The organism is Cardiobacterium sp. (assembly GCF_057314735.1).
Map to the genome: position 1 here is coordinate 5,143 of NZ_DBHKZK010000060.1, position 26,281 is coordinate 31,423.

Annotated in this window: 34 protein-coding genes; 22 read left to right on the forward strand and 12 right to left on the reverse strand. The window is 55.9% G+C overall.

Annotated features, from left to right (window positions below; translation table 11 throughout):
* The 15 genes from ACO54Z_RS08220 to ACO54Z_RS08290 form a co-directional block, all read left to right on the forward strand.
* The coding region (locus ACO54Z_RS08220; RefSeq protein WP_485996567.1) for a hypothetical protein at positions 1-553 on the forward strand (553 nt) is incomplete at its 5' end.
* Entirely contained in the window at positions 543-1,523 is a 981-nt protein-coding gene (locus ACO54Z_RS08225) for an AcaB family transcriptional regulator (protein ID WP_485996568.1), read from the forward strand. The genes ACO54Z_RS08220 and ACO54Z_RS08225, both read left to right, overlap by 11 nt.
* A gap of 29 nt (positions 1,524-1,552) precedes the next feature.
* Complete coding sequence (locus ACO54Z_RS08230; protein WP_485996569.1) at positions 1,553-2,062, forward strand: hypothetical protein; 510 nt, start codon at positions 1,553-1,555, stop codon at positions 2,060-2,062.
* 3 nt (positions 2,063-2,065) lie between these two features.
* Positions 2,066-2,662 (forward strand): hypothetical protein, encoded by a 597-nt coding sequence (locus tag ACO54Z_RS08235; protein ID WP_485996570.1) that lies wholly within the window; start codon positions 2,066-2,068, stop codon positions 2,660-2,662.
* Between the two features lie 30 nt (positions 2,663-2,692).
* Positions 2,693-3,358 carry a single-stranded DNA-binding protein gene (locus tag ACO54Z_RS08240; protein ID WP_485996571.1) on the forward strand — a complete coding sequence of 222 codons (666 nt, stop codon included), beginning with the start codon at positions 2,693-2,695 and terminating at the stop codon, positions 3,356-3,358.
* A 14-nt stretch (positions 3,359-3,372) separates the two neighbouring features.
* The gene (locus tag ACO54Z_RS08245) at positions 3,373-4,743 is read left to right on the forward strand and encodes a TraU family protein (RefSeq protein ID WP_298078881.1); all 1,371 of its coding nucleotides are present in this window, start codon (positions 3,373-3,375) and stop codon (positions 4,741-4,743) included.
* 164 nt (positions 4,744-4,907) lie between these two features.
* The gene (locus ACO54Z_RS08250) at positions 4,908-5,687 is read left to right on the forward strand and encodes a hypothetical protein (protein ID WP_485996572.1); all 780 of its coding nucleotides are present in this window, start codon (positions 4,908-4,910) and stop codon (positions 5,685-5,687) included.
* 1 nt (position 5,688) lies between these two features.
* Entirely contained in the window at positions 5,689-6,207 is a 519-nt protein-coding gene (locus tag ACO54Z_RS08255; RefSeq protein WP_485996573.1) for a hypothetical protein, read from the forward strand.
* 5 nt (positions 6,208-6,212) lie between these two features.
* Positions 6,213-6,494, forward strand: coding sequence for a hypothetical protein (locus tag ACO54Z_RS08260; RefSeq protein ID WP_485996574.1), 282 nt, complete (start codon positions 6,213-6,215; stop codon positions 6,492-6,494).
* Positions 6,487-6,948 (forward strand): hypothetical protein, encoded by a 462-nt coding sequence (locus ACO54Z_RS08265; protein WP_485996575.1) that lies wholly within the window; start codon positions 6,487-6,489, stop codon positions 6,946-6,948. The genes ACO54Z_RS08260 and ACO54Z_RS08265 overlap by 8 nt, the downstream gene beginning before the upstream one ends.
* Positions 6,932-7,177, forward strand: coding sequence for a hypothetical protein (locus tag ACO54Z_RS08270; RefSeq protein ID WP_485996576.1), 246 nt, complete (start codon positions 6,932-6,934; stop codon positions 7,175-7,177). Before ACO54Z_RS08265 ends, ACO54Z_RS08270 begins: the two co-directional genes overlap by 17 nt.
* A gap of 24 nt (positions 7,178-7,201) precedes the next feature.
* The gene (gene topA, locus ACO54Z_RS08275; protein ID WP_485996577.1) at positions 7,202-9,544 is read left to right on the forward strand and encodes a type I DNA topoisomerase; all 2,343 of its coding nucleotides are present in this window, start codon (positions 7,202-7,204) and stop codon (positions 9,542-9,544) included.
* Positions 9,545-9,557: 13 nt separating this feature from the next.
* On the forward strand, positions 9,558-9,869 hold the full coding sequence (locus tag ACO54Z_RS08280; RefSeq protein WP_485996578.1) for a hypothetical protein: 312 nt from the start codon (positions 9,558-9,560) through the stop codon (positions 9,867-9,869).
* Between the two features lie 507 nt (positions 9,870-10,376).
* Positions 10,377-11,207 carry a hypothetical protein gene (locus ACO54Z_RS08285; protein WP_485996579.1) on the forward strand — a complete coding sequence of 277 codons (831 nt, stop codon included), beginning with the start codon at positions 10,377-10,379 and terminating at the stop codon, positions 11,205-11,207.
* Between the two features lie 10 nt (positions 11,208-11,217).
* Positions 11,218-12,147 (forward strand): hypothetical protein, encoded by a 930-nt coding sequence (locus ACO54Z_RS08290; RefSeq protein ID WP_485996580.1) that lies wholly within the window; start codon positions 11,218-11,220, stop codon positions 12,145-12,147.
* 47 nt (positions 12,148-12,194) lie between these two features.
* Here the strand turns inward: ACO54Z_RS08290 and ACO54Z_RS08295 are convergent, their stop codons facing one another.
* Both ACO54Z_RS08295 and ACO54Z_RS08300 read right to left on the reverse strand, forming a co-directional pair.
* Positions 12,195-12,590 carry a type II toxin-antitoxin system HicB family antitoxin gene (locus tag ACO54Z_RS08295; protein ID WP_485996581.1) on the reverse strand — a complete coding sequence of 132 codons (396 nt, stop codon included), beginning with the start codon at positions 12,588-12,590 and terminating at the stop codon, positions 12,195-12,197.
* A 10-nt stretch (positions 12,591-12,600) separates the two neighbouring features.
* Positions 12,601-12,798, reverse strand: a complete 198-nt coding sequence (locus ACO54Z_RS08300) for a type II toxin-antitoxin system HicA family toxin (protein ID WP_485996582.1) — start codon at positions 12,796-12,798, stop codon at positions 12,601-12,603.
* 57 nt (positions 12,799-12,855) lie between these two features.
* Here ACO54Z_RS08300 and ACO54Z_RS08305 point away from each other — a divergent pair, with 57 nt between their 5' ends.
* Genes ACO54Z_RS08305 through ACO54Z_RS08320 form a run of 4 tightly spaced genes read left to right on the forward strand, consistent with a single transcriptional unit; the run spans position 12,856 to position 16,205 of the window.
* Positions 12,856-13,185, forward strand: coding sequence for a hypothetical protein (locus tag ACO54Z_RS08305; protein ID WP_485996583.1), 330 nt, complete (start codon positions 12,856-12,858; stop codon positions 13,183-13,185).
* A 16-nt stretch (positions 13,186-13,201) separates the two neighbouring features.
* The gene (locus ACO54Z_RS08310) at positions 13,202-15,046 is read left to right on the forward strand and encodes a hypothetical protein (protein WP_485996584.1); all 1,845 of its coding nucleotides are present in this window, start codon (positions 13,202-13,204) and stop codon (positions 15,044-15,046) included.
* Positions 15,036-15,923, forward strand: a complete 888-nt coding sequence (locus ACO54Z_RS08315; RefSeq protein ID WP_485996585.1) for a DNA-methyltransferase — start codon at positions 15,036-15,038, stop codon at positions 15,921-15,923. Before ACO54Z_RS08310 ends, ACO54Z_RS08315 begins: the two co-directional genes overlap by 11 nt.
* 9 nt (positions 15,924-15,932) lie before the next feature.
* Complete coding sequence (locus ACO54Z_RS08320) at positions 15,933-16,205, forward strand: hypothetical protein (protein ID WP_485996586.1); 273 nt, start codon at positions 15,933-15,935, stop codon at positions 16,203-16,205.
* A 211-nt stretch (positions 16,206-16,416) separates the two neighbouring features.
* Here ACO54Z_RS08320 and ACO54Z_RS08325 read toward each other — a convergent pair whose 3' ends face one another.
* From ACO54Z_RS08325 to ACO54Z_RS08340, 4 genes are all read right to left on the reverse strand, one after another.
* Positions 16,417-17,082: a hypothetical protein gene (locus ACO54Z_RS08325; protein ID WP_485996587.1), complete on the reverse strand. Its 666-nt coding sequence runs from the start codon at positions 17,080-17,082 to the stop codon at positions 16,417-16,419.
* Positions 17,075-17,638: a hypothetical protein gene (locus ACO54Z_RS08330; protein WP_485996588.1), complete on the reverse strand. Its 564-nt coding sequence runs from the start codon at positions 17,636-17,638 to the stop codon at positions 17,075-17,077. The genes ACO54Z_RS08325 and ACO54Z_RS08330 overlap by 8 nt, the downstream gene beginning before the upstream one ends.
* Positions 17,639-17,858: 220 nt before the next feature.
* The gene (locus ACO54Z_RS08335) at positions 17,859-18,137 is read right to left on the reverse strand and encodes a type II toxin-antitoxin system RelE/ParE family toxin (protein ID WP_485996589.1); all 279 of its coding nucleotides are present in this window, start codon (positions 18,135-18,137) and stop codon (positions 17,859-17,861) included.
* Positions 18,137-18,403 (reverse strand): CopG family ribbon-helix-helix protein, encoded by a 267-nt coding sequence (locus ACO54Z_RS08340; protein ID WP_298080076.1) that lies wholly within the window; start codon positions 18,401-18,403, stop codon positions 18,137-18,139. The genes ACO54Z_RS08335 and ACO54Z_RS08340 overlap by 1 nt, the downstream gene beginning before the upstream one ends.
* A gap of 271 nt (positions 18,404-18,674) precedes the next feature.
* Between ACO54Z_RS08340 and ACO54Z_RS08345 the strand changes: the two genes are divergently transcribed.
* From ACO54Z_RS08345 to ACO54Z_RS08355, 3 genes are all read left to right on the forward strand, one after another.
* On the forward strand, positions 18,675-19,352 hold the full coding sequence (locus tag ACO54Z_RS08345; RefSeq protein WP_485996590.1) for a recombinase family protein: 678 nt from the start codon (positions 18,675-18,677) through the stop codon (positions 19,350-19,352).
* 113 nt (positions 19,353-19,465) lie between these two features.
* Complete coding sequence (locus ACO54Z_RS08350; RefSeq protein ID WP_485996591.1) at positions 19,466-20,548, forward strand: AAA family ATPase; 1,083 nt, start codon at positions 19,466-19,468, stop codon at positions 20,546-20,548.
* On the forward strand, positions 20,545-21,045 hold the full coding sequence (locus tag ACO54Z_RS08355) for a hypothetical protein (protein WP_455003614.1): 501 nt from the start codon (positions 20,545-20,547) through the stop codon (positions 21,043-21,045). The genes ACO54Z_RS08350 and ACO54Z_RS08355 overlap by 4 nt, the downstream gene beginning before the upstream one ends.
* A gap of 159 nt (positions 21,046-21,204) precedes the next feature.
* On the opposite strand, the gene ACO54Z_RS08360 is transcribed toward ACO54Z_RS08355, so the two are convergent.
* The 6 genes from ACO54Z_RS08360 to ACO54Z_RS08385 all read right to left on the reverse strand — a co-directional run bounded on the left by ACO54Z_RS08360 (position 21,205) and on the right by ACO54Z_RS08385 (position 26,212).
* On the reverse strand, positions 21,205-24,075 hold the full coding sequence (locus ACO54Z_RS08360) for a DUF2958 domain-containing protein (protein WP_485996592.1): 2,871 nt from the start codon (positions 24,073-24,075) through the stop codon (positions 21,205-21,207).
* A 126-nt stretch (positions 24,076-24,201) separates the two neighbouring features.
* The gene (locus tag ACO54Z_RS08365) at positions 24,202-24,537 is read right to left on the reverse strand and encodes a type II toxin-antitoxin system PemK/MazF family toxin (RefSeq protein WP_298078954.1); all 336 of its coding nucleotides are present in this window, start codon (positions 24,535-24,537) and stop codon (positions 24,202-24,204) included.
* A complete protein-coding gene (locus ACO54Z_RS08370; RefSeq protein ID WP_485996593.1) occupies positions 24,534-24,797 on the reverse strand; it encodes an AbrB/MazE/SpoVT family DNA-binding domain-containing protein in 264 nt (87 codons plus the stop codon). Before ACO54Z_RS08370 ends, ACO54Z_RS08365 begins: the two co-directional genes overlap by 4 nt.
* Before the next feature lie 142 nt (positions 24,798-24,939).
* Positions 24,940-25,215 carry a hypothetical protein gene (locus ACO54Z_RS08375; protein ID WP_485996594.1) on the reverse strand — a complete coding sequence of 92 codons (276 nt, stop codon included), beginning with the start codon at positions 25,213-25,215 and terminating at the stop codon, positions 24,940-24,942.
* 110 nt (positions 25,216-25,325) lie between these two features.
* Positions 25,326-25,577, reverse strand: a complete 252-nt coding sequence (locus ACO54Z_RS08380) for a hypothetical protein (protein ID WP_485996595.1) — start codon at positions 25,575-25,577, stop codon at positions 25,326-25,328.
* A 254-nt stretch (positions 25,578-25,831) separates the two neighbouring features.
* Positions 25,832-26,212, reverse strand: a complete 381-nt coding sequence (locus tag ACO54Z_RS08385; RefSeq protein ID WP_485996596.1) for a hypothetical protein — start codon at positions 26,210-26,212, stop codon at positions 25,832-25,834.
* Between the last annotated feature and the right edge of the window lie 69 nt (positions 26,213-26,281).

Sequence of the window (26,281 nt, forward strand, 5' to 3'; positions counted from 1 at the left end):
TGTAACGCCCCGTTACAAGATTCAATCGGCTGGCGAGGTTGTAACGCCCCGTTACAAGATTCAATCGGCTGGCGAGGCTGTAACCCCCGGTTACAAAAACGCAGCCGCTGGCGGCGACAAAAATCCTGTATCCACTGGATACAAAAATGTAGCCGAAATCCCTGTATCGGGGGGATACAAAACCGGCAGCGCGCAAATTGCTGTGTCCGGGGGACACAAAAACCTGTTCGCTGACAATGGCGACAGCGCAAGCCCTGCATCAGCAGCGCGCATGGACGCATTTACTGGAACAGCATGGACGGCTTTCGCTGCAACTGGTCGGGACGGCATGGTTTTCTTTGGGGCAGGACGGAGCGCGTTTACTGTTGCAGGATGTTTTGAACGGTTTGCGTCTGGCATTCGCTGTGCCGGATGCGGTTATGTCGTGATGAATTCATTTTTCGCATGCCGTGATGGATTTATTTTTTCCCGGCTTGTCATTTCCTTTCTTCCTTTAAAGGAACCTTTAAGGGCAAGGGGGATTTTTCTCTGTTGGAGGTTTTATGAGTGTTGATACTGACGATGTAAAAAATGTGGCTGCGGAGACTGCGGCAGGGGCGGAACAAAATGCCGCCTCCGTATTGCCGGATGATGTGCCGGCGGAAGTCAGAACCCGCTGGCTGGATGGTACGCGCAGCCGTGAGCTGGAAGCCGCCGAGCAGGAACTGGCGGATGACCCGGAAATAAAATTGTCGTCGCTGGACCAAGACATGATTCGCGCGGAATCCGAAACCCCGGAAGAAGCTGCGGCGGTAATCGCCGGCGAGGAATCGCGCCTGCGCAAGGACAAGGCGCTGGAGCAGGCGGCAAAGCTGATTAACCAGGAAACGCCGTCGCGCATGTTGCTGGAGCGTCCGGCCTGGGGCATCACCGGGGCAACCGGGGAACTGCACATGCGTTCGTCATGGGCGATTTGTCTGGGACGGAGCAGTCCGATGATTACCGGTATGTACGGTTTCGCTGCCAAGGTGAAAGCGGTCATCGGCGCTTACCGCCGGGGCTGTCCATTTGCGGCGCAGCGCCTGCTGAAGCTGGAAGACGAGCTGAAAAAGGTCAACGGGATTTTCCGCATCAAGGAAGTTGAGGTGCGCAAAATGTTGGGCTCAGCAGTACGCACCAAAATGGAGCCGTTTACTTCGGAGCGGCCTTCTTCGGTCAGCGTCCATTTTATTTCGCCGTATGCCTATCACGCATTCGAGTTGTTGCTCATTTACGACGACATCATGCGCATTATTTTTCCTTATGCGCAGATGGGCATGATTGATCCCAAAATTTATCAGGCAGACCTGAAAGAGCTGGGCCGCCATATTCGCCGCATTTTGGGCTCCTGCGATGGCTACTATTATGTGGGTGAGGCATCCTGTCGCGCCCAGGATGATATTTATCAGGCAGCGGTCAATGCATTCGGTGAACCGGACGCGCGCATTATCGAAGGGAAATTGCTCCCGTATTTGGTGGCAATACCGCAGGCCTTTGTACGTTAATGCCGTTATAGATTCATCGGGAGGCGGTTTTGTTATTGCCGGTTTTGCAGGAATGTTTCGCGCCTTCGCGGCGCAAGCGGGATTTTGATTTGCGTCTGTCCCGGCTGGAGGCAGACCTGCTTGAGGTGCGTCAGCAGATGCTTTTGCTGCTTGCCGAAGCGCAGCGCTTTGCGGTGTTGATGTGCTGCGATGACAAGGTGTCGATGCGCCTGCTCCGTGCCAATGGCGTGCCGCAACTGGCCTGGCAATTGCACGGGGTGCGCAGCGGGCTGTGGCAGAACGGACGGCACGGGCCGATGCAGGTACTGATGCCGGTGGAAGCGCTCGATGATGACAAACGGGCTGCGGTGCGTTCTGCGCTTGCCTTTCGTGAGGACGATGCCTTTCTGCGCGGTTTCCGTGAGCAGGAGGCACAACGCATCAGCCTGAATTTGCAAGCCAAGGTAATTTCATTTATAGCAAATAGTGTCAAAAGTCAAGTTAATTTCAGGGGAATGACACTGAATGTCGATTGGCTGTTACAGCCGGGAGGTCAATAAACGATGGAACAGTACATTTCCGTACCGTGCGGGGCGCTGACGCTGCACCCGCAGGATTTCAAGGCTTACGCACTGCTGCGGCAGGAGGCGGAATTTCCGCAGCCGGGTGTGCCGCTGTCGGTCGCGGCGGCACGGGTGAACCTGCCGTTTGCCACCCTGCTCGCCAGCATGGCGGTACTGCGGCTGCGCGGCTATATCGTCGTACTGCCGGGCATTGATTCCCTTGCCGTCATGCATGAGCGGGGCGATGCGCTGGCAGTGCAACTGGTGGACCAGTGTTTGCCGGTGCGCGAAATTCTGCGTCAGGACGCGGCATTTCCTGATTTTGTCCGGTACTGCGCTGGCATGGAGGGGCAAATCTATGGTGGTTTCAGTCCTGATTTTATCGACCTTGCCGGTATGGATGCACTCAACCGGGCTGCTGACGATGCACGGCGCATTCTCGATCTCTGGAGCAGTACAGAAGCGCTACCCGCCGGAGCAGAAGATGCAGCTGGCGGTGCAGCCGTTACTGGAGCAGGGAATGCACGCGACGCAGGCAGGCTGCCTGCATCCGGCGCAAAGCGGGCGACAGACGGCCTTCCACCCAAACCGTTTTAACCATTTTTCTTGAGCAAAAAGGAGTAGCAGATGGGCGCAAAAATTACCCTCAATGGCAATCTCGGCGATGACCCGCGCTGTGGCGTGACCACGGGCCGCAACAATGAACCGCTGCACTGGATCAGTTTTTCCATGCGTCAGCCGCACTGGAGCAAGAACGACCGGGATCAATTTGTGGACAGCGGCGGTTTCTGGATGAATGTCTCCTGGTTTGACAAGAAGGCGGAAACCGCAGGACGCCTGCTGAAGAAAGGCGCCGCTGTCCTCGTGACCGGCGACCTGCACGTCGAAACCTGGGCCGACCCGAAAACGGGCGAGTTGAAAGCGGCCTTCAAGGTAAACGCCGATGAAGTCTGCTTTGACATGCGCTCGCTGGCCGATGTGACTTACCGTCAGCGCAGCGCCGAACGAGGCCTGCAGCCGCAGCCCAATATCGGCAACAGCGGCCATCCGGGCAACGCAGCCCCTGCGGCAATGGCGGACGGCGGCAATGATCATCTTGCGGCAGACGGTTTTGAAGATATGCCGCCAGATTTTATGGGTGAGGCACCGCCACAGGGTGAAACCGCCGCCCCGGCTGCACATCCCCATCCGGCTGGCCAAAAAGGCGACAAGAACGGCAACAAGGCGGGTGCGGCAGCATCTGAGACAGCCAACAACTCACCATTCCCCACGGATGACGACCGGCCCATCTGAAGCAGGAGGCGTGTATGCGCAACAACAAACATGGCAAAAAATGGTTGCGGCAACTGGCGCTGGCGGCGGGCGTTGCGCTCGCCTGTACCAGTCAACCGGCCCATGCCGGCTTTGGTACCGCCGAACTGGTCAGCACGACCATCAGCCAAATCCCGGACTGCCTCGATTACCGCATCCTCGGCCTGTCGTTGCGGGTCATCTGGACGCCTTATGGTCCGTACTACTTCTGGACGCTGCACGTCGGCCATACCGTACCGGCGATGGTCAACCAGTCGCATCCCTACCTTGACGAAATGCCGTGGGAAGATTACTCGCGCCTGCTGGGCAGCGCCTACCGCGCCGCGAGCGAGGCCATCGTTCACGTCGGTTTCCTTGGACTGGCCGACAACGTCGAAATCGGTGCCGGACGCTACAAGCACCACAAGTTTGGCAAGCACTACGCACCACAGCACTACGAATCGGCGCTCATCGGCCACCCGGCGATGATCATCTTCCAGAAAACCGGAGGTGGTGAAAAATCCGGCGGCGGCAATGGCGGAAGCGGCAGCAGTGCGTCATCGCCGGAGAAACAAAAAGCCCCGTCGAACCCGACCAACAGCCGCTACTTCCAGGGCACGGGCAACGTGCCGCGCAACAACGGCGGCAACGCCGGGAATGGCAACGGTCAGCAACAACCACCGCCGGGCGCGGGCTTCCTCAACCGCTGGCAGAACAAGGGCAGCGGTCAGGGACAGTTTACCGACCAGGAACGGCAGTCGCTGGGCTACGACGAAACCATGTCGCAAATTGACGGTGCCGATTACACCGACTACGACCGTGCCAACGACAGCGTCACCAGCGCGGTTGACGGCTACGACGTCAGCACCGGCGGCCGCTACTTCTGCACCCTGCCGTACACGCCCTTCTGGCCGTACTACCTCAGCGGCCTGGATTCCATCCTGTGGCGGCATGGCTGGCCGCTGGTGGATCTGCACCGCATCTGGAATCCCCTGTGGCCGGGACCGCGCATTGCGCCCAGTACCGGCACCATCCTGCCGGAAACCTGGGGACACCTCTATCCGCGTTATGGCACGGTCGATCACGTTGATGACGCCAAGGCCTCGGCAGTCATCGCGCGGCGCGGACTGGACATTCTCGCCGACCCGCAAATTGGCCGGGTCTATTGGCCGACGACCGCCCCCAGCGGGGTCGCCTGGTCGAAGGTGTACCCGGAGCAGGTGAGCTGTCACAAAAACATCGCGCATACCGGCACGAAACGCATTGAAGAAAGACAGTATGCCTGGACCAGCTGGTTCTACGCTACCTGCGACCTGGACGAGCGCGGCCAACTGGTACTGCGCATCCCGCTGGGGCCGATTCAGGTGACACCGGCCATTCCGGAATAGGAAAACATATGAATATGACACATCAAATCTTACAAACCGTGCGGCTCGTTTGCAGTTTCAAGGCCTTCCGGCGTGAGTTGGATGCGATTGAACGATTGCCACAAGAACAGGCGAACGAGTTTTCTCGGTAGACAGTATCAGCAGGCGGGATAGCAGGAACTGACATGACAGAGAACAGCACAATGGCTACCACCATATACACCCAGGACGATTACTGCCGGCTCTGCGAGCGTCTCGACGATGACACCGTAGCCGCCCTGCTGCACGCGCATATCCGTGCCTTTGCCGCCGACGGCAACCGGCAACTGCTGAAGCGTCTCACGGATGCGATGCGCATCGCGGCAGAATTTGAACAAGCCTGCCGCAACGAACATTCCGACCTGGCAGAACAGGCACGCCGCGCGCGTTGGGACAACCAGTTCAGGGAGTTGCAACAGCAGGCGCGCATGGCGGGCGACCAGATTACCAATGCCGATAATGCGGCGGTCTCGCGCCTGACCGCACAATGTGAGCGCAACGGCAGAAGCGATACGGAGCTGCCTGTAGCGCGCGATGACGCTTACGGCTTTGCCGCTGCCTTGCGGGATATCCCGTTGACTGCGCCGCAAATCAACCTGCTCTGGTGCATGGCGGTACTGACCGTCGCAGAGATGACGGATACGACGCCGTCGTTGGCAGCATGCTATCTCAACGGCACGGCGGGCGAACACCTTGGTCGGGCACTGGTGGAAAAGACGGTCTATCCGGTGACGGTAGTTTCCAACCTCGCCTGGCTGTTGCATGAACAGCACAAAAGCGGGCAATTGCAGCGTGATCTGCGCCATACCGCCAAATTGCTCAGACTGACAGAGGTGGCAGAAATGCGTGAGGCAATGCCGCATCGTGCCGTCTGGCAGGCGGACAATCCGAAATCCCGTCAATCCACACTTGAACCTGGTGAATAACATGCACGTCATAAAAATGGTTGGCAGCCTGTTTCTGCTTTTTTGTCCGGGTGGCCCGGCATTGGCACAGTCAAACATCGCCATCCCGGCAGATATGCTGCGCCAGTTTTCCGGGGTTGGTGCGACCGGTGCGGCTGTGAAACTGTGGCTGTTCATAACGGTCATCATTTTGCTGGCAACAGTCATCATCAACCTGCTGTGCTGGATATATATCTTTATCCGGGAGCTGGTTTGGACATCCAGCACCTGGATTGCCACAGGGGCGGCAAATGAAAACGCAAGAAAACTTGCAAAAGATATTTTTCCTGCCTTTCTCTTTTCTATTTTTGGCTCCCTGATTGTTTGTTTCGTCCTCGTCCTGGTATTGGGAAAAGACGTAATCACCCGTGACCAGTTTATTGACATGGTGGAAAAAAATGATATCGAAGGGGTGCGTCATGCCCTGGAGCAGGTCGGAATGGACGATATGCCATCCGGCAAAAAATTGCTGATGCAGATGCAATCTGGCAGACAGGAGTAAATGTCATGAACCACACATGGACCCCTGAAATGATCAAAGCCAGCATCGTGCTGGCGGTGATTTTTATGGCAATGGCGGTTTATTTTTTCCGCAAGGACAAGGCTTTCATGCTGGTGGTGTGTTTTTTTATCTTTTACGGATTTGTTTACCAGCCTGCCTTGCAAATGCAACAACAGGAATGCGAACAGGCCAAGGCGCAAGCACGGCAAGCCACACATACGGTCCATATTTGGCTGGGACCGGTGCTCATAACTTCCACAACAACCGGCAGGAATCGGGATGAATGAATCCGTCAGGGCAGAACTGGCGGCCATCATGGCGCTGGTGCAGGCAGGACAAAAAGATGAGGCAGGCGGGCGATTTTTCAGTCTGTACTGCATTATCTGCGCGCAATGCCGGGTGAACCGGCTGGAATTGTTGTCACTACTCCTCATGGCGGTACTGTTCACACAATGGGCGGTAAATAGTGAGTCCTGGCGCATTTATGCCATGTTTTTCCTGATGGCAGATATTTGTGCGCTTTCGGCATTCCTGCAAGCGGATTATCCCTTCTTGCCCCGTCAATTGCGCATTATTCGTCAGCCCGAATGCCGGCAACAAATTCGGGAAATCGGCGAGGCATTGCATATGCAGCACATATGGCAGTCGCTGTTCCCGGCAGATACCCGGCATACATTGCGCACCCGCCCGGTGATTGCTGTCAGAAACCACATGGAAATACAACATGAAAAGCAAAAATAGCAAAAAAGATATTGGAATCGCAAAAAAGGTATTCCCGGATATCTGGAACCTGAAAGACAGTTACGAAATCCCGGAGGAATTGCGTCCGGCGCTCGTTGCCTTTAAATCAACGGTTACTGTTAGCGATGATGCAATAGAGGATCTGGCAAAAAGGATTACCTGCGGTGAGTTTTTTGATGTGGTTGTTTCCGGGAATCATTTGTCGGAACAGAAACCATCGCCCCGATGAAGTAGCACCTCTGAAGGCCAGTCCATGAGCAAACTCCTCATCGTTGAATCGCCGAACAAAACCGAAAAAATTCAGCACTACCTCGGTAGTGGCTGGGTGGTTGCCGCCTCATACGGTCATATCTGCGACCTGCCGCCGGGCGAGATGGGCGTCGCGCCGCCCGATTACCGGCCGCAGTACGTCGCCGGCGAGCGCAGCGGCAAAACCATCGCCAGGTTAAAGGCGCTGGCACGTGATGCCGATGAAATCTGGCTGGCGACCGACCCCGACCGCGAGGGCGAAGCGATAGCCTGGCATTTGCAGCAGGTGATTGGCCACGGCAAAACCTGCCGCCGCGTCACCTTCAATGAAATCACCCAAGCCGCCATCGCACAGGCCATCTGCCAGCCGCGCCAGGTGGATACCCGCCTCTTTGCCGCGCAGGAGGCACGGCGCGTGCTCGACCGCCTCTACGGCTACAAGGTCTCACCGCTTGCTGGGCAAAAACTCGGTCAGCGCGGTATCTCCGCCGGGCGGGTGCAGTCACCTGCGCTGCGTCTCGTGGTTGAGCGCGAGGAGGCAATTCGCGCTTTTGTGAAGACCAAACACTTTGGCGTCGCGGTTGAACTCCCCGGCGACGCCGGTACTGCGTCATGGCCGGCGCAGTGGGACACCCGTCCATTGGTCACGGATGACCACCCTTACATCACTGACCGCGACACCGCTGTCGCGGTACTGGAAGCGGCACTACCGGGGCTGGTAGTGGTCGCTTTTGACGAAAAGGTACAGGCGCGCAAGGCGCCGCCACCGTTCACCACCTCGACCCTGCAACAGGCGGCGGCAAACCGGCTGAAAATCGGTGTAGAGGCGTGCATGAAACTGGCGCAGGCGCTGTTTGAGGCGGGCCTCATCACCTACCACCGCACCGACAATCCCAATCTCTCGCAAGAGGGCGTGCAGATGGTCTGGGACTATTTGCGTGCCAAAGGGCAGGCACAGTACATCCCGGAGAAGGCGAATGCCTGGAAGGCCAAGGATGGCGCGCAGGAGGCGCACGAAGCAATCCGACCCACCGATTTTCATGTGTTTGACCCGCAGTCGGGTAACGCGCAACAAGATGCGCTGTACAAACTCATCTGGAAACGCGCGCTCGCCTGCCAGATGAAGGATGCGCAGTTTCAGCTGCGCACGGCGCAACTGCAAACCCTGTCGCCGGTCGCCGCCCTGCGCGGCCTGCCGCCTGGCAACGACGCACCCGCACCCACGGCGCTGTTCAAGGCCAGCGGCAGCCTGCGCACCTATGACGGCTGGATGCGCGTCGCTGACGATGATTACACCAGCGAGGAAGAAGCGGAAGCGGCGAATCCGCTGCCGAAGCTGGCCGTCGGCGCGCAGTACGTGCCAGAGGACGGCAAAATCCTCGACCTCGAAACCAAACCACCCGCGCGCTACAGCGAGCCTGCGCTCATCCGCGCGCTGGAGCGCGAAGGCATCGGCCGACCATCCACCTACGCCAGCATCATCGGCACGATCCAGCAGCGCGGCTACGTTGAAGTGGTCAAACGGCAGTTTGTGCCAACTGAACTCGGCACCGCGCTGGTTCAGGCGCTGCGCGGCCGTTTCGATTTTCTGGAGATTGCCTACACCCGTGGCATGGAAGACCACCTTGATGCCATCGCCCACGGCAAGGCGGGCTACCGCGCGGTAGTTGCACACTATGACCAGGCGCTCGATGCGCAACTGGCGTTATTCGCCGCCGACACCTCGGTTCAGCCGCTCGCCGGGGCGGCAGAGACCTTCCCCTGTCCCAATTGCGACGACGGGCGTTTGCGCCGCCTCAAAGGCAAAAACGGCTTCTTCTGGGGTTGCTCCAACTACCAGCGCGAGCCGAATCCCTGTCAGACGACGCTGCCGGACGAGCACGGCAAGCCGGGCAAGCGGGTGGAGAAAAGCCATGACCATCCCTGTCCCGCCTGTGGTGAGGGATTCTTGCAACGCCGTCCCGGCAAGAAGAAGGACACCTTTTGGTGGGGCTGCGACCGCTACCCCGCCTGCACGCACAGCGCCCCGGATGACGGCGGCAAACCGGGCGCATGGGGCGAACGTCCCCCGGCGGCAACAGGCGGGATACAAGCCGCTGCTGCTTCAGGCGCCACAACCGCGCGGCCTGCTTCAGGTGGCAAAGCTGCGTCAGGCAACAAAACCGCCGCTAGCAAGCGCAAGGCCATCGACAAAACATACCCCTGCACCGCCTGCGGCAAGGGCTGGCTGCAAAAGCGCAGCGGCTCACGCGGTGCCTTTTGGGGTTGCAGCAATTACCCCGCCTGCACCCACAGCGAGAACGACGCGCAGGGTGTGCCGCAATCGCATGCGCAATCTTCATTTTGAGAACGGGAAAGACATGGAAACTTCCGACAAACCACATATTCAGTATCTTGTTCAGCATGGCCATATCGCAGGTGATGTATTCCCGGTTTATGTCGTCAATGATCGGGAAACTGCCATAAAAAAGGCAAAATCATTGATGCTGGACATAGCGGAATCCTTCCGTAACGGCCGCTTGAAAAAATTGGGTTTTGTACAAGATGGTTATTATTTTTTCTGGAGTGAGAGCAGCAGACAGGAACCTGGTGAAAATTTTGTTTCCATACTGGTGATAAGAGACGGAATTATAACAGGTCAGGACCATCCCTCTCTTGGCGGGCCTGGCTGAAGGTTAAAACGAATCATCCTGGCACAGCCGGAGAAACCCATGAATACATGGAAAGACAATAAATCCACTATTACCGCTGCCATCCCGGGATCGCTCAAATACGGACTGCAACGTATGGTGGCAAGTGCAAGTGTTCAATCTTAAGCAATTACAGTAAAAAGAGAGATAAAAATGGCACTATTTATGATATTAATGTTTAGCTTGCTGTCTGTGGTGGCAATTTTTTCTGCATTATTTTGTAAAGGAAACATCTATGAAGAAAATGGAAAAAATGCAATTATTTGTCTGATTATCTGTATCGCTTTATTAATTACAAATGTAATTTTGATAAATATATGCGACTCTATGGGTATTATACATAAATCTGATATTGCAGCGCTATATCCCCTTCTGTGGTTAACAACAGTAGTGATCTTGTTCTTTTTAATTCTATAAACTCTAAAATATTCAAGGCGCAAACGGCACGATTTACCCCCACCCCACAAGCAACATCGAAGGAGAAAACGCATGAGCCACACCCTGAATTTTGAGCACTGCCATCTTGCGACCGGCAACAACATCCGCGCCGACAACATCGCGCTGCTGCTGCCGGAAAACTCCCTGACGGAACACTACGCCGCGCTGTGGCAGGTGGCTTTCGCCGACAATCAATGCTGGCAAGAAAGCCTGCACCTTGACCGGCTGGGTATTCCCGGTGTGAGTGGCGATGCGGATTACCCGCCAGGCGTCTGCCTGTGGCGGATCACGGAACTGCCCGGGTTTTGCCGTGAAGTGGTTGCATCCTGGTTGCTGCGTCGCAAAAGCCACGGGGTACAGCTGGCAGCGCTCTTGACCCATGAAACGCCCTGCTATCGCGCCACATTGCTGGACGAACCTGAAGCAAGCTGCGACTGGCGGGACGAGATCTTTATCACCACCTTTTTTGACAAAAACATCTGGCGTTCCCTGCGCACTGTCCTCGCCAACCCGGCGCAGAAATACCGTAACAAGGAAGTGGCGGCGCTGCTGGTGCGTAACGGCCTGGGGTTTGCCGCGTACTACGACACACCGATTCGCTACGTAACCGCCGCCATTCATCTGTTGACCGGTGAACAAATCCACAACGGTGTTCTGTCTCCGTTTGGCATTGTCGAGATTCTCCAGGGTTTGCGCCGTATTGCTGCCCAACCCGGCATGGCGACAGAAGACATAGAACAAGCGATGACGCTGGTCAAACAGCCGCGCAATTGGGGTATCGTCTGCCAGCCAACGGTTCATCTGCCGCCGGAGGGTGAGCACGTCGTAGATCTGTTGTTGCAGCTACGCTTTGAGGACAGTCCGGGCAGCGCGGCTGCATAGGAGACACGCCATGTATAACCCGCTGAATACTGAATTGCCACAGGGCTACACCGTATTCGCCAGCTACGGGCGGCGCACGCCGGAGATTGCCGTTGAGCTGTACTGGCAGGGGAAAGTGCTGGCAACGGCGCTGATGGAAGTCGAAATACAGTCCTTCAATCCGGCAGACGACCCGGAAGTCGAAACCGCTTATGCCAACGCACGCGCATTTGCGCGGCGTTGTGCGGTCATTCACGCGACCCTCCGCGAACAACTCGGCGACGACGGGCTGCATGACGCACAGGTCGGCATGGCGCTCGGCTGGCACTACCGTGCCGCCGAAGACGACGGAGACCGGCTAGAGATTGAAGTGCACCGGGGGGCGGAACTGCTGTTGCTCAAAAATTACCCGCTGCCGCCTGCCGTGCACGATTTTGACGCCAGGCGCGAAGACGTGGCGGCATTGACCCGCACCGCCCTGCAAACGGTGCTCGACGAGTGGCAGCGGCTATACAGCGGTAATACCGCCTTTCCCGGCACCTTTGCCGCCGTCATGCGCACCGTCACTCTGCCCAATCTTGATGATGACGCCTGGCACCTAGGTCCGGCATCACGGCAATGCCTGCCGGAGTTTGTTTACCGCCTCTGCCAGCAGCCCGGCGGGGTGCAAGGCATCCATGCCGTACCCTGGCCAGGTGTGCCGGGCGAAGCCTGCCTGCTCTTTTTCGGCGACCTGTGCGAGCGTCGCCTCTACCTGCACCTCAACGACGGCAGCAACGCCTGGGAAAAATGCCGCGACAACCCGCAGTCGTGGGAAGCCTGCATCAGAGACGAACGGGAAAAGGATGGACTGCTACAGGTATTTGCCGAAATATTCCAACTGGAGCAGCAGGACAGCAAAGACGGTGAAAGCAGTGGGGTATTGCGTTACCGGCGGCGGCAAAGGGAAGAAACCGCATGAACCATCGACGTACCCCAAAAGCACCGCCAGTACGGCGTCCGGCGGCGTCAAACAGTTTTCAGCTTCGCCCGTGCCGCTTCGGCAAGGAAACCGCTGCGGCTGCCGCCGTGTTTGGCGACGTAATCATCAATGGCAGCCAGCAGGTTTTCCGGCAGGGTTGCATTGAAGCGCCGGGCGCGGCTGGAAATGCGCGACTCGTCAATGTCAAACAGCATCCACACCCCGTCGTAATCGTAGTCGGGCAGATGGCGCAAATCTTCGATGCGAGACGGCTGGGGCAGTGCGCCATCCGTGCCTTGCAGATGTACCTCTACCGCCTCCTGCACCATCGCAGGCAGGTCTTTCGCTTCATCGGCGGCAGAAAAGCAGCCGGGAAAATCAGGCAATACCACGCCGTAGGCATGGGTCTCGTCGCCGAGTTCAACAAATGCAGGGTATAACATGATGCTCTCCTTATTTTGCCGATGGCTTGCCCCAACCGGCCTGGGCAAAAATGGCTTTCAGCGTGCCGTAGGGGAAGTCTTTGCGCGGATGCGGGACGGTGACATGACCGGGACGGTCGGGATGGACGAAGCGCTGATGGCTGCCCTGACCGCCGTCGCGTATCCAGCCCTCTTGCAACAGCCGCCGGATGATTTCTTTGCTGTTCATCCCGCGAATTATGCACACCGGATACACACTTTTCCAGACTGATATGGAGGAATACTCATGAACTGCAAGCAACCGAAAAAATCCCGCAGCGCGCCGTCCGACGGTTTCCTCGGCTGGCTTTACGACCTGCTGTTTTCCCGCAAAAATGCGGGCGTGGATGAAACACCAACATCCCCGGCACGGGAAACCATCCCGGAACACGACAATGGCCGGGCGGAGAAACTCTTTGCGCAAATGCAGCAGGCAACTTCTGCCACCAGCACACGCGCGGCACATCAGGATGCCAGCGAATCAGGCAGTCATCATCATGCGATGTCTGCATCACACGACGACGGCGGTAGCTCCAGCTCCTGCGATTCGGATTCCGGCTCGTCCGGTTGTGACTGAGCTACAGGAAGCCGGCATGGATTTGCAACCCCACCCTGAAGCGGCGCCATCTGCCGCAGTTTTGCCTGAAACCGCCCCGGAAGTGCAACCAAAACGCCGTGCCGCCGCGCCTTTTGGCGATGCGCGCTTTAACCGCGTCTGGGAGCAGGCGCTGGACTACATCCACCGCCACAACCTCACCCGGCTGTCGCAGTACGGGGAAACGGCAGACGGGCTGCGGCGGCTGACCATCTGCAACCTGTGGCGGATGGAGCGGCAGGGCGATGACAGCGATTTGCGCCTGTCCGTTTTTGATCTGCAAAACGGGGTATGGCGGCGCACTACCTGTCCGGCAGGCTGGCCGGTCATTCCCCTCTACCCGCGCAGCCGACGTCCCGATCTGCTCTGGTGGCGCGACATCATCAGGCTGATGCTGTGGCGGGCGCTCGCTGCCGCCGGTTATCACGAATTGCCGCAAACGGTACACCTGCCAACAACAGATGATGGCAAACTGTGCCGCGAACGGCACGACTACCAGCTGTTCGGTGTCTTGTGCGGACGTTTTATTGGCAGGGAAGAATCGGTTGGCTGGGGCGGTGAGGTACTGCACCCGGCCAGCCAGGGCAAACTGGACGATGCGAAAATGGCGCAGGCAGCGATGTCTTTGCGCCGCGACTTTTATCGGTACATTCTCGACCGCGAGGTGCATTCGGCGCTGCTGGCCATCAACTACGGCGCCGCGACCTTTACCCGCTATCTCGCCTGTGACTGTCACCGCACGACGCTGTTGAAGGTGGCACGCGAACACCGCAACCTGCTGCCGCTGTTGCCGGGCATTGACCCCGCGCAATGGGGGCGGGATGACCTCTTTTCGCGCAAGCTGTGGGTCCGGGACGGACGCAAAAGCACCGCGCTGGAACGCAGACCGGTGCGACCGGAGAGGACGCGGACGCACGTGGCATACGGCTACAATCCGGACGGCATTTTTGCCTTTGATCAGCCGGACTGGCGACCGCTTTGCGCCTTTGACGATGTCGCTGCCTGGAACTGGCTGCGCCGTGCGCCGCTAACCGTGGTGCGCGCCTGGTTTGTACACGGTGCACACGAGCACGAGGTGATCACCGCACTTGCTGCCGCCAATGTCAGCCTGCGCCTGCCGGCGCGGGTATATGCCGGTTTGATGAAGGGCTTCCGCAGCCGTTGCGACACCATGCCGGCGGTAAAACAGCAGCAGTTGCTGCGCTGTTACCTCGTGCATTGCCACCAATTGTGGCAACAGGAAGGTTTTGCCGCGCTGAAAGCGCAAGGCAACGACGTCATCGGCGACATTGCCGACTGGTTGAGCGCAGAAGGACTGGAACAGGGGCATCCGCACAAACAGTCCACCTGGGCGGCATTGAAGCGGCGCAGCGATGACTGGCACCGGCGCGTCGCCATCGCCCGCACAATCCGTTACGACGACAACGGACAACCGCTTGCCTGGCGAAGCCTGCTACCGCAAACAGAAATTGACGGCATCGTCTTCACCCCGCTGGAAGATGCCGCAGCGCTGGCTGCTGAAAGCGCAAAAATGCACCACTGTATCGCCGGTTACACAATGCGCTGCCATGGCAAAGGATATCGTGCCTGGGCAGTATGCGAGCCGGATGGGAGACGCTCGACCTTGGGGATAGAACGTCGCAACGGACGTTACCGAATCGAACAACATCGCGGACCGCACAACGGTGCCGTCTCGACAGCGGCAAAAAAGGCGGGCAAAAAATTGCTGAAGCAGTACCAGCAGGCCTGGGACATCAGCATAGGCAAGATAAAGCTGCCGCGCAGCGAAGACGGTACCGGGGCGATGGCGGAGGCAATGCTAGAGATGCGCCATGCAGGCTGACCAAGTCATTACCGGCGACTGCCGCGTCATTTTGCCGAAGCTCATCGCCGCCGGGGTGCGGGTACAAACCTGCATCACTTCACCGCCCTACTATGGACTGCGTGACTACGGCCTGCCGGGACAAATCGGACTGGAGCAGACCATGCAGGACTACCTCGCGGCACTGCTACAGGTGTTTCGTCTGGTACACGACCTGCTGGCCGACGACGGTACGCTCTGGCTCAACTTGGGCGACAGCTACAGTACGGGCTTCAACAGGGGCGGCCTGCCGCCGAAAAATCTGATGGGTATCCCGTGGCGGCTGGCGTTGGCCTTGCAAGACGATGGCTGGTTTCTCCGCCAGGACATCATTTGGCACAAAAGCAACCCGCTGCCAGAATCGGTAACCGACCGCTGCACGCGCGCGCACGAGTACCTATTCCTCCTTAGCAAACACGAGCGCTACTACTTCAATCACGAAGCCATCCGTGAGCCGTCGCGCATCTATGGCCAAGCGGATGCTGACAGCCGGGCGAGCTTCACCCGCACACAGGGCAAGAACACCACGCTGCGTGTTCCTGGGCACCACGACAGCCAGCATCGCCGTGACCGTCCGCATACCCGGTCAACCGCACTGCGTAACCGGCGCAGCGTCTGGAGTATTGCCAATATTCCCAGCCGGCATGGCCACATCGCTCCGTTCCCACCGGGACTGGTCACGCCCTGCATCCTTGCTGGTAGCCGTCCCGGCGATTGCGTCCTTGATCCGTTCGGTGGCAGCGGTACCGTGGCGGCAGAAGCAACTCGACTGGGGCGTCGCTGGCTCAGCATTGAGTTGGACGAACGATATGCCGATTTGCATGCGGCGCGCACGGTACAGCCGGGATTGGCGATGTAGGAACGTTGGATGAAAGACCCCAACGACCCGTACACACCCGACCTGTTTGATGCGGCACAGCGGCATCCGGGTAAAAGCCCGGAGAAAAGCCCACGACAGAAATACTACAATCCCTGCAACAAGCGGCTGGACATGTGGGTCTCGCCGCGCTGTTTCGTGCAGCTGGACGAGCTCGCGCGACTGCGGGGTTGTACCAAACGGCAGCTCATTGAAGATCTGCTGGAGCAGGAATGGCAGGCGGCGAAAGTGGCGATGACGCAGGCCGAGCTGCCGGGGATATAGCAAATTCATTTCATCCGTGAGAACGAGATACAGAAAAACTTGGCTTGACGGAAATACGATGTCGCTTTAATATTTCTCCACCTCTTTTATGAACATTTAAATCTCCTTATGGATTGCGTCCTCTTTGGACGCTTTTTTGTGTTGAGAATGTGTAAATAGTTCCATTGCCTTCATTCAGGCAAAGAAAAACCCGGCTTGCGCCGGGTAACAATCAGAAAGGGATATCGCAAACGACATTTGGTGTGCCGAAACGGCGTTCCCAATCACGCGCCTGTTGTTCAAACGCATGAAACACAACGTTGCTCTCTTCCGGTAACAGCACGATTTCTTTGATGCACTTGCCAAATAACTCGCACTTATTGCCAAAACGCACAGCAAAATAACGGCCACTTGCAGGATTACGGAACAGGCAGGCTGTACCGGACACGGCCAGGCAAATTTCCGTTTTCTGACACAACGTCTCAATTCTGCGAATTAGCTTTAGGGGCTCAAGATCAGCAGAAAGGTCAACGATGCCATAGCTCGGTATTGCCGATTCATTGCCGATAATACTGACCAGGAAATAACCCAAATCAGGCTGGTTCATAAAGACATGATAATCACCATGCAGGAAACGTACATGCTCGATGCCGTCACCACGCAAATAGTGGATCTGTTCGGGCTGTTTACGCCATTGTAGCGCCTGCGCATGAAACGCTGCCAGACACTCCTGCCACCCGAAACAGGGCGGCAAGGGAATTAACTGGTCGGTTCTTTCGGACACACGGTCACGGCGATTCTCAACCAGGATATAGGAGCGGTTGCGTAAGCGTAACAGCGAGACCCGTTCACCCAACGAACGGACAACGTCAATCTTGCTGCGGAGAGTATCAATCATGACACACCTCTGCACGATAACAAGCCAAGGAGATGGGGAGGTACGCCATTCTGGCCGTCATCTCAATCTCTCGCCAGCGTTCGGCATCATATCCGGTCCAGGAAAGTGCATTGAGTTCCGAATAGCTTTTTCGGTCGAGAAAGTCAATCAACCGAACCAACCAATTGCGAATATTCTCAAGGCATTCTTGCTGTGATGGCTGTTGACCTTCCCGTGTTTTATACCTTACTGCTTTGATCAAGGATTCTGGTGAGGACCAGGTAATCCAGTCATCATTTTCTGCGGCCAGATAGCTAACCAGTTTCTTTTGGGCAAAGAAATGGGTTATGACGACATTCAACTTCAGGTATTCTTTTTCAAGTTGATGCCCATTAAAAGAAGATACCATGTGATAATCACCGAAAATTCTGCCGGTGATTTCGATACCATTTCTCTTCCAAGAAAAGTAATCCACGTCATAATCCCAGCAGACATGGGCATGGGGCGAATTTAGCAGGGTGATAAAGTCAAACTGGTGCCAGAAAGCTGGCATTTTGTTCGGAATCAGAGTGTTCATAAGATTCTCCTGTGAATTGAAATAAAAAAACAGGAGAAACTTACCCGTACAGGGGATGTTTCCCCTGCGGGTTGAAGAAGCTGTCGTGGCAGCAGATTGAAAAGATGCCAACGCCGTGATGGCTGGACGCAGGATGTTGGCATGGCGTCCGTGATGCACCTTGAGCAAGTGCGGCTATGTAGCCATTGCAGCAAAGATGTAAAAATTTGTCAATACGACGTTATGGACGCGCTTCCCTGCTATGCCAGATGCGTAAAATATAGATATCGTCGTTTTGGATTTCGTAGCGAATTTCGTAAGCATCAACCAGCAGACGGCGGACTTCGCGCGGGTAAAAGCGAAACAGCTGTTCACCAATACGCGGATGTTCCAGCAGCATTTGCGGCGCGCGCACCAATTTTTGCACAACCCTTGCCGCTGCCTTGGGATTATGCGGCAGGATGAAATCGTACAAACGCTGTACATCATCCAGCGCCTCAACTGCCCAATGCAATTGCATCAGCGCGGCAGCGGTTGCGGGGTTTCGCTGTCCAGACTGTCCGCCCAGGCCAGTACCCGTCCATGTGGTACCACCTTGCCTTCTTCCACGGAAAGCATGGCATCCTGTGTCAGACGGTCGCGGGCTTCTTCCTCGGCAATCCAGTTGGCGAGTGCCTGCTTGATTACCCAGGCTCGGGTGTGTTCCAGTTGTTCTGCCATCTGGTCAATGCGGTCAGCCAGTGAGAGTGGAATGTGGGCGGTAAAGACTTTAGTCGGTTCTGACATGATGCTCCGGTCGAAAGTGATGTTTCCAAAATCATATTATCGCATCAGGTGAGTTGCAACCGCCCTTACAACACTATCTACTATAAGCATACATAAACATATCACTAGGTGATTATTTCTTGCCGCCTTGATGTTTCATTAGGGTATACCCCAACGAAACACCTTTTTTGCGCCGTAAAACGAATTATGAGATAACCTATACTAAACCGGTAATATGAAACCATCTATATGAGACCACCCGCCATAAAAATGGACAAATAATGGAGGAACCATGAACTTCGTGTACGCCTATCTGCGTGCCAGCACCTCGGAACAGGATGCCAATCGGGCACGCAAACAACTGGACCAGTTTGTTGCTGATCATGGGCAGCGCATCGCCGCCTATTTTGTTGAAAACATCTCTGGTGCAACCTTGCACCGGCCGGAGCTCATGCGACTGCTCGACACAGCCAAACCCGGCGATACCCTGTTGGTGGAGAGTATCGACCGCCTGAGCCGTCTGGCGAATGAGGATTGGGAGAAACTGAAGCGGATGATTTCCGAGAACGGCATCAACATCGTCGCCATTGACCTGCCAACCACCTACATGGTGCTCGGTAACGACGAGCTGACCGCGTCCATCATGCGCGCCATCAATGTGCTGATCATCGACATCCTGGCGGCGGTAGCGCGCAAGGACTATGTGATGCGTCGCCAGCGGCAGGCACAGGGCATCGTCAAAGGAAAGAAAGAAGGGAAGTACCGGGGACGGCGGCCGAACACGGAGAAGCACAACGCCATTGTCGAGATGCTACGGCACGGTATCAGCTACTCCGCCATAGAACGGGCAATTGGCGTCTCTCGCGCGACGATTGCGCGGGTCAGAAATGCAAACAAAGATATTCTGGATCAGCCGGATATGTTTCCGGCGCGTAGCAATAACAGCAGCGCAAAAATGAGTCTAGTCTAGCCGCGACGCGCCATGAGTATTATTACTAAATTTTGTGCCAATGAATATCGGCAAATAATGATATTACTCACTTGCAGTGTATTAAAGACAAGAAACAAACAGGATTGCCAAGCATGAGCAAAATCACCCGCATCCATTTGGAAAATTTCACATCTTTTGCCAACCTGGAACAGGAATTTTCCCCCGGCATCAATGTCATTATTGGTGCCAATGGTACCGGCAAGACGCATCTGCTAAAAACATTATATGCAGCATGTGCCGTTACTACGGGTGAGGACCGGGAGAAAGGTTTCGCCTGGAAACTGCGCAATACTTTCAGTCCCTATGAAGGCCGGATTGGACGTCTGTCACGTCGGCAGGCTGGCAGTATCAGCACCAAAATTGCAGTTATCCGACAAAGCGGAAAATTGACGGCGGAATTTTCCAACCATACTGACAAACCGGAAACAGTAAAAATTACCGGTAATACTGGTTGGGGAAAAAAAGAATTGATTAGCGCCTATATACCGGTAAAAGAAATGCTGGCGCATGCGCCGGGTTTTTTGGCCACGGCATCACGGCGTGAAATAGCTTTTGAAGAAGTCTATCTGGATATTATCAAATTTGCCTTTTTACCAAAGCTCAAAGGCCCTGTTGACAAAGGGCGACAACGCTTGCTGGACTTGTTACAGAAAACCCTTGATGGCAAGGTCATCAACAAAGGAGAATATTTCTTTCTGAAAAACAAACAGGGAGAACTGGAATTTACCTTGTTGGCAGAAGGAATGCGTAAGCTCGCCCTGATTTGGTTACTTATTCAAAATGGAACATTGCTGTCCGGTTCCGTGCTTTTTTGGGATGAGCCGGAGGCAAACCTGAACCCGTCCCTGCTCGGTGAAGTCATTGAAATTCTGCTGGAATTGCAACGCATGGGAGTGCAGATATTTCTCTCGACACATAATTATGTTCTGTTGAAAGAATTTGACTTGCGGCAAAAAGATAGTGATAGCGTTCGTTATATTTCGTTATTTCGTGACGAGACTGACAGCGTGCAGGCAAGAACCAGTAACAGTTATATTGGGGTGGATCCCAACCTGATCACGGAGACTCTTGACACACTCTATGACCGCGAGCTGGAACGCAGCTTGGGTAAAATATTTGAATATCCTAAAGTAGATACCCATGAAGTAGCATCAGACGAAGTGGTAGAACCATGACCGTATTGACTGAGCGCAATTTGCAGCTTGTTTTACCAGCCAATGCGACAGGAAGAAAGTTTGATATACCTGCCATACACAAATTGCTGCATTGTATGAAAGCGGTAGATTTTATTATTGAATATTCCGCTTATACCTGTTTTGTTGAGTTCAAAGATCCGGAGGCTCCAGGCGCAGCGCCAGAGAATACAACAGAGTATATCAGGAAATTTAAAGCGGGCGAATTCGATCAAACTTTGAAAACCAAATTTCGTGACACCTGGCTATACGAATATGGGGAGAAAAGATGCGAAAAACCCATTTATTACCTGGTATTAGTTGCCATCAGTTCGCTTACCTCCGTAGATCTCATGCGGCGCACGGAAGCACTAAAACGTAATATTCCGTTACTTGGACCGGGCGGCAATAAATGGCCATTTGCAAAAGGTTGTGCTGTGATGAATATAGAGAGCTGGAACAAAAAAATTAAGCATATGCCAGTTTCTCGTCTGCCATAAAAATACTACGTTTTTTAAATTTCTTTCAGCCCGTGAAAATGTGTTTTAAAAAAACAAAATACAGTCGCTAAAATCAAGTTCATGGTCTGAACCGCTGTCACTAATTGGGATAGCGCGCGTAAAAAAGCGCCCCTTTCGGGGCGCAGCAGAGGCAGAAGGTTATTTTTGCAGCAGCTGTTTGGCCAACGCCTCGGTCAGCGAGGCTTCGCTTTCTTCCTCGTCGAAGACGTCGAGTCCCGTTTCCGGCATGACGCCCATCGTCGAGAGCGCGGTTTTGATTTTCTTCGCCATCAGCTCCAGGCAGTCCACCTGGGCGCTTTCTTCGTAGCAGGCGTAGTAAACCTTCACCGCGTCTTTTTGCCCGATGCGCCAGCTGCGTCTTGAGGCTTGCGCCACGGTATAGACGTTGTAGCCGGTCTGTGCAAAGTAGATGCTCGGGAATGCCAACAAATCCAGCCCGGTTTTCACCAGTTCGGGATTGGTGATGAGCACGTCAATACCATGCTCCACCTGGTCGGCAATCCAGTCTTCACGCGCGTCACTGTTCACCGTTGAACGCAGTACGGCCGCTTTCAATCCCGCCGCTTGCAACAGGTTGCGCAGGCGGCTTGAGGTGTCATGCCGACCGGTGTAGGTGGTATAGACGATAATCCGCCGCCCCAGCTGTTTTTCTTGCCTACAAACGTCGAGGATGTCCTGCTCTTTCGGTGTAGGCGTGTCGTCATCGCACAGTGACGGAGCTTCGGCGAGGATGATGCTGCGTTCACCCGGATGGGTCACCTGCTCCGCACGGAAGCAGGTATCCGGCCAGCGCAAGAGCGCATTGATCACCACCCCGGTGAGGCGGTTGTCACGGCGCGCCAGCGCGGCTTCGAGGGCGGCAGTCAGCTTCAGTTTCAGCACGCGGTAGTGTTGCAGCATGGCGCCGCTCATCATCACCATCCGTGTTTCTTCGCTGTACGCCGGCAGGATGCCTTCGCCCAGGTCGGTCAGACGCATGAAGACGGTATGCGGCAGGATGAACTGGGCAATACCCATCGGCCCGAATCCCGGTGCCTTCTTCACGTGCAACGTGGTCTTTTTGCCGCGCGCGGTTTGGAAGGATTCGCTTTGGTCGCCGCTGTAACTGAAGACGTCTATCAGGCAGCCGTGTTGGCGCATGAAGCGGGTTTCCGCTGCGGCGAAGGAGTTGTGCCGGTTGGCACCGTAGCCCATCTGCACCATCACCCCGGGCATCGCCCGGAACAGCAGGTAAAACAGGTCGGAGGCGTAACCGCCCATCAGCGTGCCGGTGAGGCAGAGCACCTTCTCGGCTTCGTTGCACAGTACCGCCATTGCCTGTCCCTGCGCGGAACCGGCATTCTTGTACTCGTGCGCCTCGTCGATGAGGGCCAGGCTGAAGGCTTTGCGCGGGAAGTAGCGTTTGACGTACTCCGACGGCTGATAGCTGATCATCCGCAGCGCGAATTCCAGCCGTCCCAGCGTTTTTTCCAGCGCGGCCGCGTGTTTGTCCTTGAAAACGAAGTTGCCTTCGCTGTCGCAGAGGTTCACGAAATCCTGCACGTTGTCGTCAATGATGCGGGTCAGCATCTCAACGCCGAAGGTTTCAACCAGGCGGTCGGCACTCACTTTGCCAATACCGGGCAGTTGCAGGAGGAATTTGCGTAGCTTGCGCTCCGCCGTTTCGTCTTCGCTTTCGCGGTGGCGCATGGTCCACAGCGGCTGCTGGCATTGCTGGCAGCTTTTGCGCTGCTCCGTTCCCCATTCCGGGGTGGCCAGTATCGGTTCGTCGGCGCTGTTGCGCTGGTATGCTCCGCAGCCAGGGCAGGCAACGGCATCGTAACCGCCAACGGTTCGCTCGCCTTTGTCATTGATCATGGTGAAGCGGTAGGGGCGCTTCCAGTAGGCGGGTCGCCAGTAGAAGCCCATGCGCATTCGCACCCGGCCAAAGATGAGGTAATGCACTCGTTTCGGGTCAAGGCGTCCCTCAACCAGCGCACGGCGGAAGCGAATCAACTCGCCGATGGCATTGCTGCCGTTGACGACATGCACCATTGCCTGCGGCACGGTGTCGAGGATTTCGCGGCGCCATTTGTAGACGAGATGCGGTGGTGAGATGACCAGGACGGGTTTGCGCGAGTATTCATGCTGCATCAGCGCCGAAACGCAGATGCCCATCAGGGTTTTGCCGGTACCCATTTCGCCGTTGAGAAATACCGCAGGCAGGCCGTGCGTGACCAGTCCGGCATAGCAGGCGTGGATGCGGTGTTTCTGCGCGGGGAAGGGCTGGCGTTTCAGCCCGGCGAGGACGTCGTCCTGCCAGTTGTCGTGCCGGCCGTCATAGACCACCGGCGTTTGCCGGTTGATTTGCGCCATCAGCGGTTCGCCGAACTCGGCAAGGAACTGGGCCAGCGGCATGACATCGCCGTCGTCCGTTTTGTCTGCATCAGCGATTGGTGCGTCGACGCCTGCATCAGCAATGGCCGTATTGCACATCACTGCATCAGCAATGGACACGTCGGTGGCTGCATCAGGAGCAGCCGTATTTGCGCCTGCTGGTACAGGGCTTGCCGTAGCGGTGTCCTCTGCATCCGGCCAGGGCGAAGGCGCGCCTTTCCAGGAGAGGACGATGCGCTGTGCGCGGCGTGCCTGTTCGGCATATTCGGACAGCGGCGCTACCGGCCGGAAGGCCAGATTGCAGCGCAGTTCCGCATTCACGGAATCGGCTGCCGCCAGCACTTCGCGCAAATCAACATAGCCAAGCTCCGGGAATCCGGCACCGAGGTCGCAGAGACCAAAAGCCACGTCATCGTGGGTATGGAGCTCGGTCAGCAGCCACTGGTGGCTGCTGCCGGGCAGGTAGAGATGCACGACCGGTTGCGGGTCATGGCCCTGTTTGTGGCAATGTTTGCTGTTTGCGCGCAGGGCGGCAAGGCGCGTCGCGCCAAGCAGGTTTTCGACATCGGCGCGGGTTATGTCGCCGTAGGGGGTGGTATTTGCCGCAGTAGCAGCAGGATTGAGGTTGTTCATGGTGTTCTCCGGTTTGGATAAACGGGGAACACCACCCCGGCGGGGAAGGGTTCCCCACGGGGTTGGGCGGCAAGGCCGCGATGAAAAAAACCGTAGCGGACGCTACGGTGTGTTCAGGTTAACGAATCAGATGGCAACGAGCTTTTGCAGCAGCATACTCATTCTGGCGACAGTCGCCTGATCTGCCTTTTCGACAAACTCGGCTTTGCGTTCACGATAATCCAGGGATTTGAGCTGGATGGAAATGGCCACACCGCTGATGATTTCGCCATCAATATCCACCTCCGCATTGTTGCCGCGACGGGTGGACGTAATCGGGCACACCAGGGCAAAGCCGGTCTGCCGGGAGAGCAGTTGCGAGCTGACCACCAAAGCCGGACGGCGCTTCTGGATTTCGCGTCCGCTGGCCGGGTCGAAGTCAATGTAGATGATGTCACCCCGTTCCGGAATATAGCGGCTCATAGCAATTCCTTCCCGACCGGACGCATATTCATCCAGTCTTGGTCTTCTGCCGTTTGGTAAGTCTCTGGTGTAATTCCTTCCAGGATTTGCTCCAGCGTCAGTTCCTCCACTTTGGACGGCTCAAGGATAATTTTGCCGTCCTGAAGGGTGGCATTGAAGCTGTCGCCAATGCCGATGCCGAGTTGTTCCAGCAGCAGCTTGGGCAGGGAAACAATGCTGGCATTGCCGCTTTTGCGGATGGTGAGGATTGTGGTTGACATGGTTATTCCCGGATTGGTTTTACTCCAGTATAACCCGATAAAACAAGATTCCATAGGTGTTCTCCGTTTGCTTGAAAGAAGGGGAACACCGCCACGGGACAGTATTCCCCGTGGGGTTGAAGTGAAATGTGGTGATGCGGCATCAGCCGGTCATGGCCTCGCACCAGTAATGAGGGTAGCGCCGGATGGGTGTTACCTCCTGGTAGCGCGGCACGAATTTGACTTCGATGCCTTGCGCACGTAGAGCCTCAACGAAGCGCGGCGCGTCGCAGTCTTCTTCGAGATAGGCAGTATCGCCATGGCGATAAGAGCAGGATGAAATGCTCCAGGCAATGCCGAGACGGCGCAATTCCGCCATCGGCACTTCGAGCCAGCCGTGGCCGGGATCGGTGTGGAGCATATAAGTACGGGAATTCATGGTGTTCTCCGGTTTGCGTAAAAGGACAGGAGAACACCGCCACAGGGGAAGTGTTCCCCTGTGGGAGGCGATGCAGCGGGCTGCATCAGGAATTGAGAAGGCGTGGCAGGTTATTCCGGCTCGTGTTCGAGTTCGCGCAAAAATTCAAGCGCGCTTTCTGCCTTTTCGCGGGTAGGGTAATACCCGCTTTCGCGGCAGAACGGGAATTCGTGGCCTTCTGGCATGATTTCAACACGGCCAACGTAGAAACCGGCGGCGCTTTGCAAGACGCGCAGCTCGCTGACGGTTTCGTCCTGGGTGCCCGGCAGGACACTCCATTTACGGTCAGCAAGGGCGCGGATTTCGGATGGGGTGAGGGACATGTTCGTGCTCCTGGTTGATGAAAGAAAAAATCAGGGGAACAGTCCCGGCAGGGGAACTGTGTTCCCCTGTGGGTGAGGTGCTATTTAAATAGCAGTGTATGAAGTAGTCTAGCGTTAGAAAAAGAAATCAGTGTTCTCTTTTCTCTTTTTCTTTCGCCTCCTTATGCCATTTATCTGCCAAGACAATTAATATGGCGAATATCAACAAGCCAATAGCAAATAAATTAAATAATGTGGTAAACATTTTAACCTCCTCAATCATCATTCTTTCGAACAATGATAATGCTAACAACCCAAAGAAGGGTAGATATAATCAACATTAAAACGGCTGAAAAACCACTACCTTGGATAGTGTAATTTACCATGACCAAGGCGGCCACGGTATTACATGAGGTTGCAACCTGCTTGCGCTGGTCATGGTCAAGGCCATGAAAGAAGGAAATGACCCACTTCTGCAATTTTTTTGGATCCATAGTGTCTCCTGTAAAGTTGAGGGACACCGACCCGTCAGGGAACTGTGTCCCCTGCGGGTGAAATGCTGCGTAACGCAGCGGCTTGAAAAAGGAGCCATCCGGTCTTGCGACCAGCCAGATTTTCAGATGGCGGCGGAATCTATATTCCGCACTGTCCGGCATTTGGTTGCGTGTATAGTTCGCCAACTTTCACGGGCAATATAGCCGCTTCTTCTTTTGTGGTCAATGGAT

Bases quoted from the DNA above. Each gene is read 5' to 3' on its own strand.
- ACO54Z_RS08250 (WP_485996572.1), top strand. From the start codon at position 4,908: ATGACAGAGAACAGCACAATGGCTACCACCATATACACCCAGGACGAT.
- ACO54Z_RS08330 (WP_485996588.1), bottom strand. From the start codon at position 17,638: ATGAACACTCTGATTCCGAACAAAATGCCAGCTTTCTGGCACCAGTTT.
- ACO54Z_RS08325 (WP_485996587.1), bottom strand. From the start codon at position 17,082: ATGATTGATACTCTCCGCAGCAAGATTGACGTTGTCCGTTCGTTGGGT.
- ACO54Z_RS08365 (WP_298078954.1), bottom strand. From the start codon at position 24,537: ATGAGCCGCTATATTCCGGAACGGGGTGACATCATCTACATTGACTTC.
- ACO54Z_RS08370 (WP_485996593.1), bottom strand. From the start codon at position 24,797: ATGTCAACCACAATCCTCACCATCCGCAAAAGCGGCAATGCCAGCATT.
- ACO54Z_RS08375 (WP_485996594.1), bottom strand. From the start codon at position 25,215: ATGAATTCCCGTACTTATATGCTCCACACCGATCCCGGCCACGGCTGG.
- ACO54Z_RS08360 (WP_485996592.1), bottom strand. From the start codon at position 24,075: ATGAACAACCTCAATCCTGCTGCTACTGCGGCAAATACCACCCCCTAC.
- ACO54Z_RS08240 (WP_485996571.1), top strand. From the start codon at position 2,693: ATGGGCGCAAAAATTACCCTCAATGGCAATCTCGGCGATGACCCGCGC.
- topA (WP_485996577.1), top strand. From the start codon at position 7,202: ATGAGCAAACTCCTCATCGTTGAATCGCCGAACAAAACCGAAAAAATT.
- ACO54Z_RS08280 (WP_485996578.1), top strand. From the start codon at position 9,558: ATGGAAACTTCCGACAAACCACATATTCAGTATCTTGTTCAGCATGGC.
- ACO54Z_RS08320 (WP_485996586.1), top strand. From the start codon at position 15,933: ATGAAAGACCCCAACGACCCGTACACACCCGACCTGTTTGATGCGGCA.
- ACO54Z_RS08270 (WP_485996576.1), top strand. From the start codon at position 6,932: ATGAAAAGCAAAAATAGCAAAAAAGATATTGGAATCGCAAAAAAGGTA.
- ACO54Z_RS08260 (WP_485996574.1), top strand. From the start codon at position 6,213: ATGAACCACACATGGACCCCTGAAATGATCAAAGCCAGCATCGTGCTG.
- ACO54Z_RS08335 (WP_485996589.1), bottom strand. From the start codon at position 18,137: ATGCAATTGCATTGGGCAGTTGAGGCGCTGGATGATGTACAGCGTTTG.
- ACO54Z_RS08255 (WP_485996573.1), top strand. From the start codon at position 5,689: ATGCACGTCATAAAAATGGTTGGCAGCCTGTTTCTGCTTTTTTGTCCG.
- ACO54Z_RS08265 (WP_485996575.1), top strand. From the start codon at position 6,487: ATGAATGAATCCGTCAGGGCAGAACTGGCGGCCATCATGGCGCTGGTG.
- ACO54Z_RS08310 (WP_485996584.1), top strand. From the start codon at position 13,202: ATGGATTTGCAACCCCACCCTGAAGCGGCGCCATCTGCCGCAGTTTTG.
- ACO54Z_RS08355 (WP_455003614.1), top strand. From the start codon at position 20,545: ATGACCGTATTGACTGAGCGCAATTTGCAGCTTGTTTTACCAGCCAAT.
- ACO54Z_RS08300 (WP_485996582.1), bottom strand. From the start codon at position 12,798: ATGAACAGCAAAGAAATCATCCGGCGGCTGTTGCAAGAGGGCTGGATA.
- ACO54Z_RS08315 (WP_485996585.1), top strand. From the start codon at position 15,036: ATGCAGGCTGACCAAGTCATTACCGGCGACTGCCGCGTCATTTTGCCG.
- ACO54Z_RS08245 (WP_298078881.1), top strand. From the start codon at position 3,373: ATGCGCAACAACAAACATGGCAAAAAATGGTTGCGGCAACTGGCGCTG.
- ACO54Z_RS08385 (WP_485996596.1), bottom strand. From the start codon at position 26,212: ATGCCGGACAGTGCGGAATATAGATTCCGCCGCCATCTGAAAATCTGG.
- ACO54Z_RS08285 (WP_485996579.1), top strand. From the start codon at position 10,377: ATGAGCCACACCCTGAATTTTGAGCACTGCCATCTTGCGACCGGCAAC.
- ACO54Z_RS08305 (WP_485996583.1), top strand. From the start codon at position 12,856: ATGAACTGCAAGCAACCGAAAAAATCCCGCAGCGCGCCGTCCGACGGT.
- ACO54Z_RS08380 (WP_485996595.1), bottom strand. From the start codon at position 25,577: ATGTCCCTCACCCCATCCGAAATCCGCGCCCTTGCTGACCGTAAATGG.
- ACO54Z_RS08290 (WP_485996580.1), top strand. From the start codon at position 11,218: ATGTATAACCCGCTGAATACTGAATTGCCACAGGGCTACACCGTATTC.
- ACO54Z_RS08295 (WP_485996581.1), bottom strand. From the start codon at position 12,590: ATGTTATACCCTGCATTTGTTGAACTCGGCGACGAGACCCATGCCTAC.
- ACO54Z_RS08235 (WP_485996570.1), top strand. From the start codon at position 2,066: ATGGAACAGTACATTTCCGTACCGTGCGGGGCGCTGACGCTGCACCCG.
- ACO54Z_RS08340 (WP_298080076.1), bottom strand. From the start codon at position 18,403: ATGTCAGAACCGACTAAAGTCTTTACCGCCCACATTCCACTCTCACTG.
- ACO54Z_RS08345 (WP_485996590.1), top strand. From the start codon at position 18,675: ATGAACTTCGTGTACGCCTATCTGCGTGCCAGCACCTCGGAACAGGAT.
- ACO54Z_RS08350 (WP_485996591.1), top strand. From the start codon at position 19,466: ATGAGCAAAATCACCCGCATCCATTTGGAAAATTTCACATCTTTTGCC.
- ACO54Z_RS08225 (WP_485996568.1), top strand. From the start codon at position 543: ATGAGTGTTGATACTGACGATGTAAAAAATGTGGCTGCGGAGACTGCG.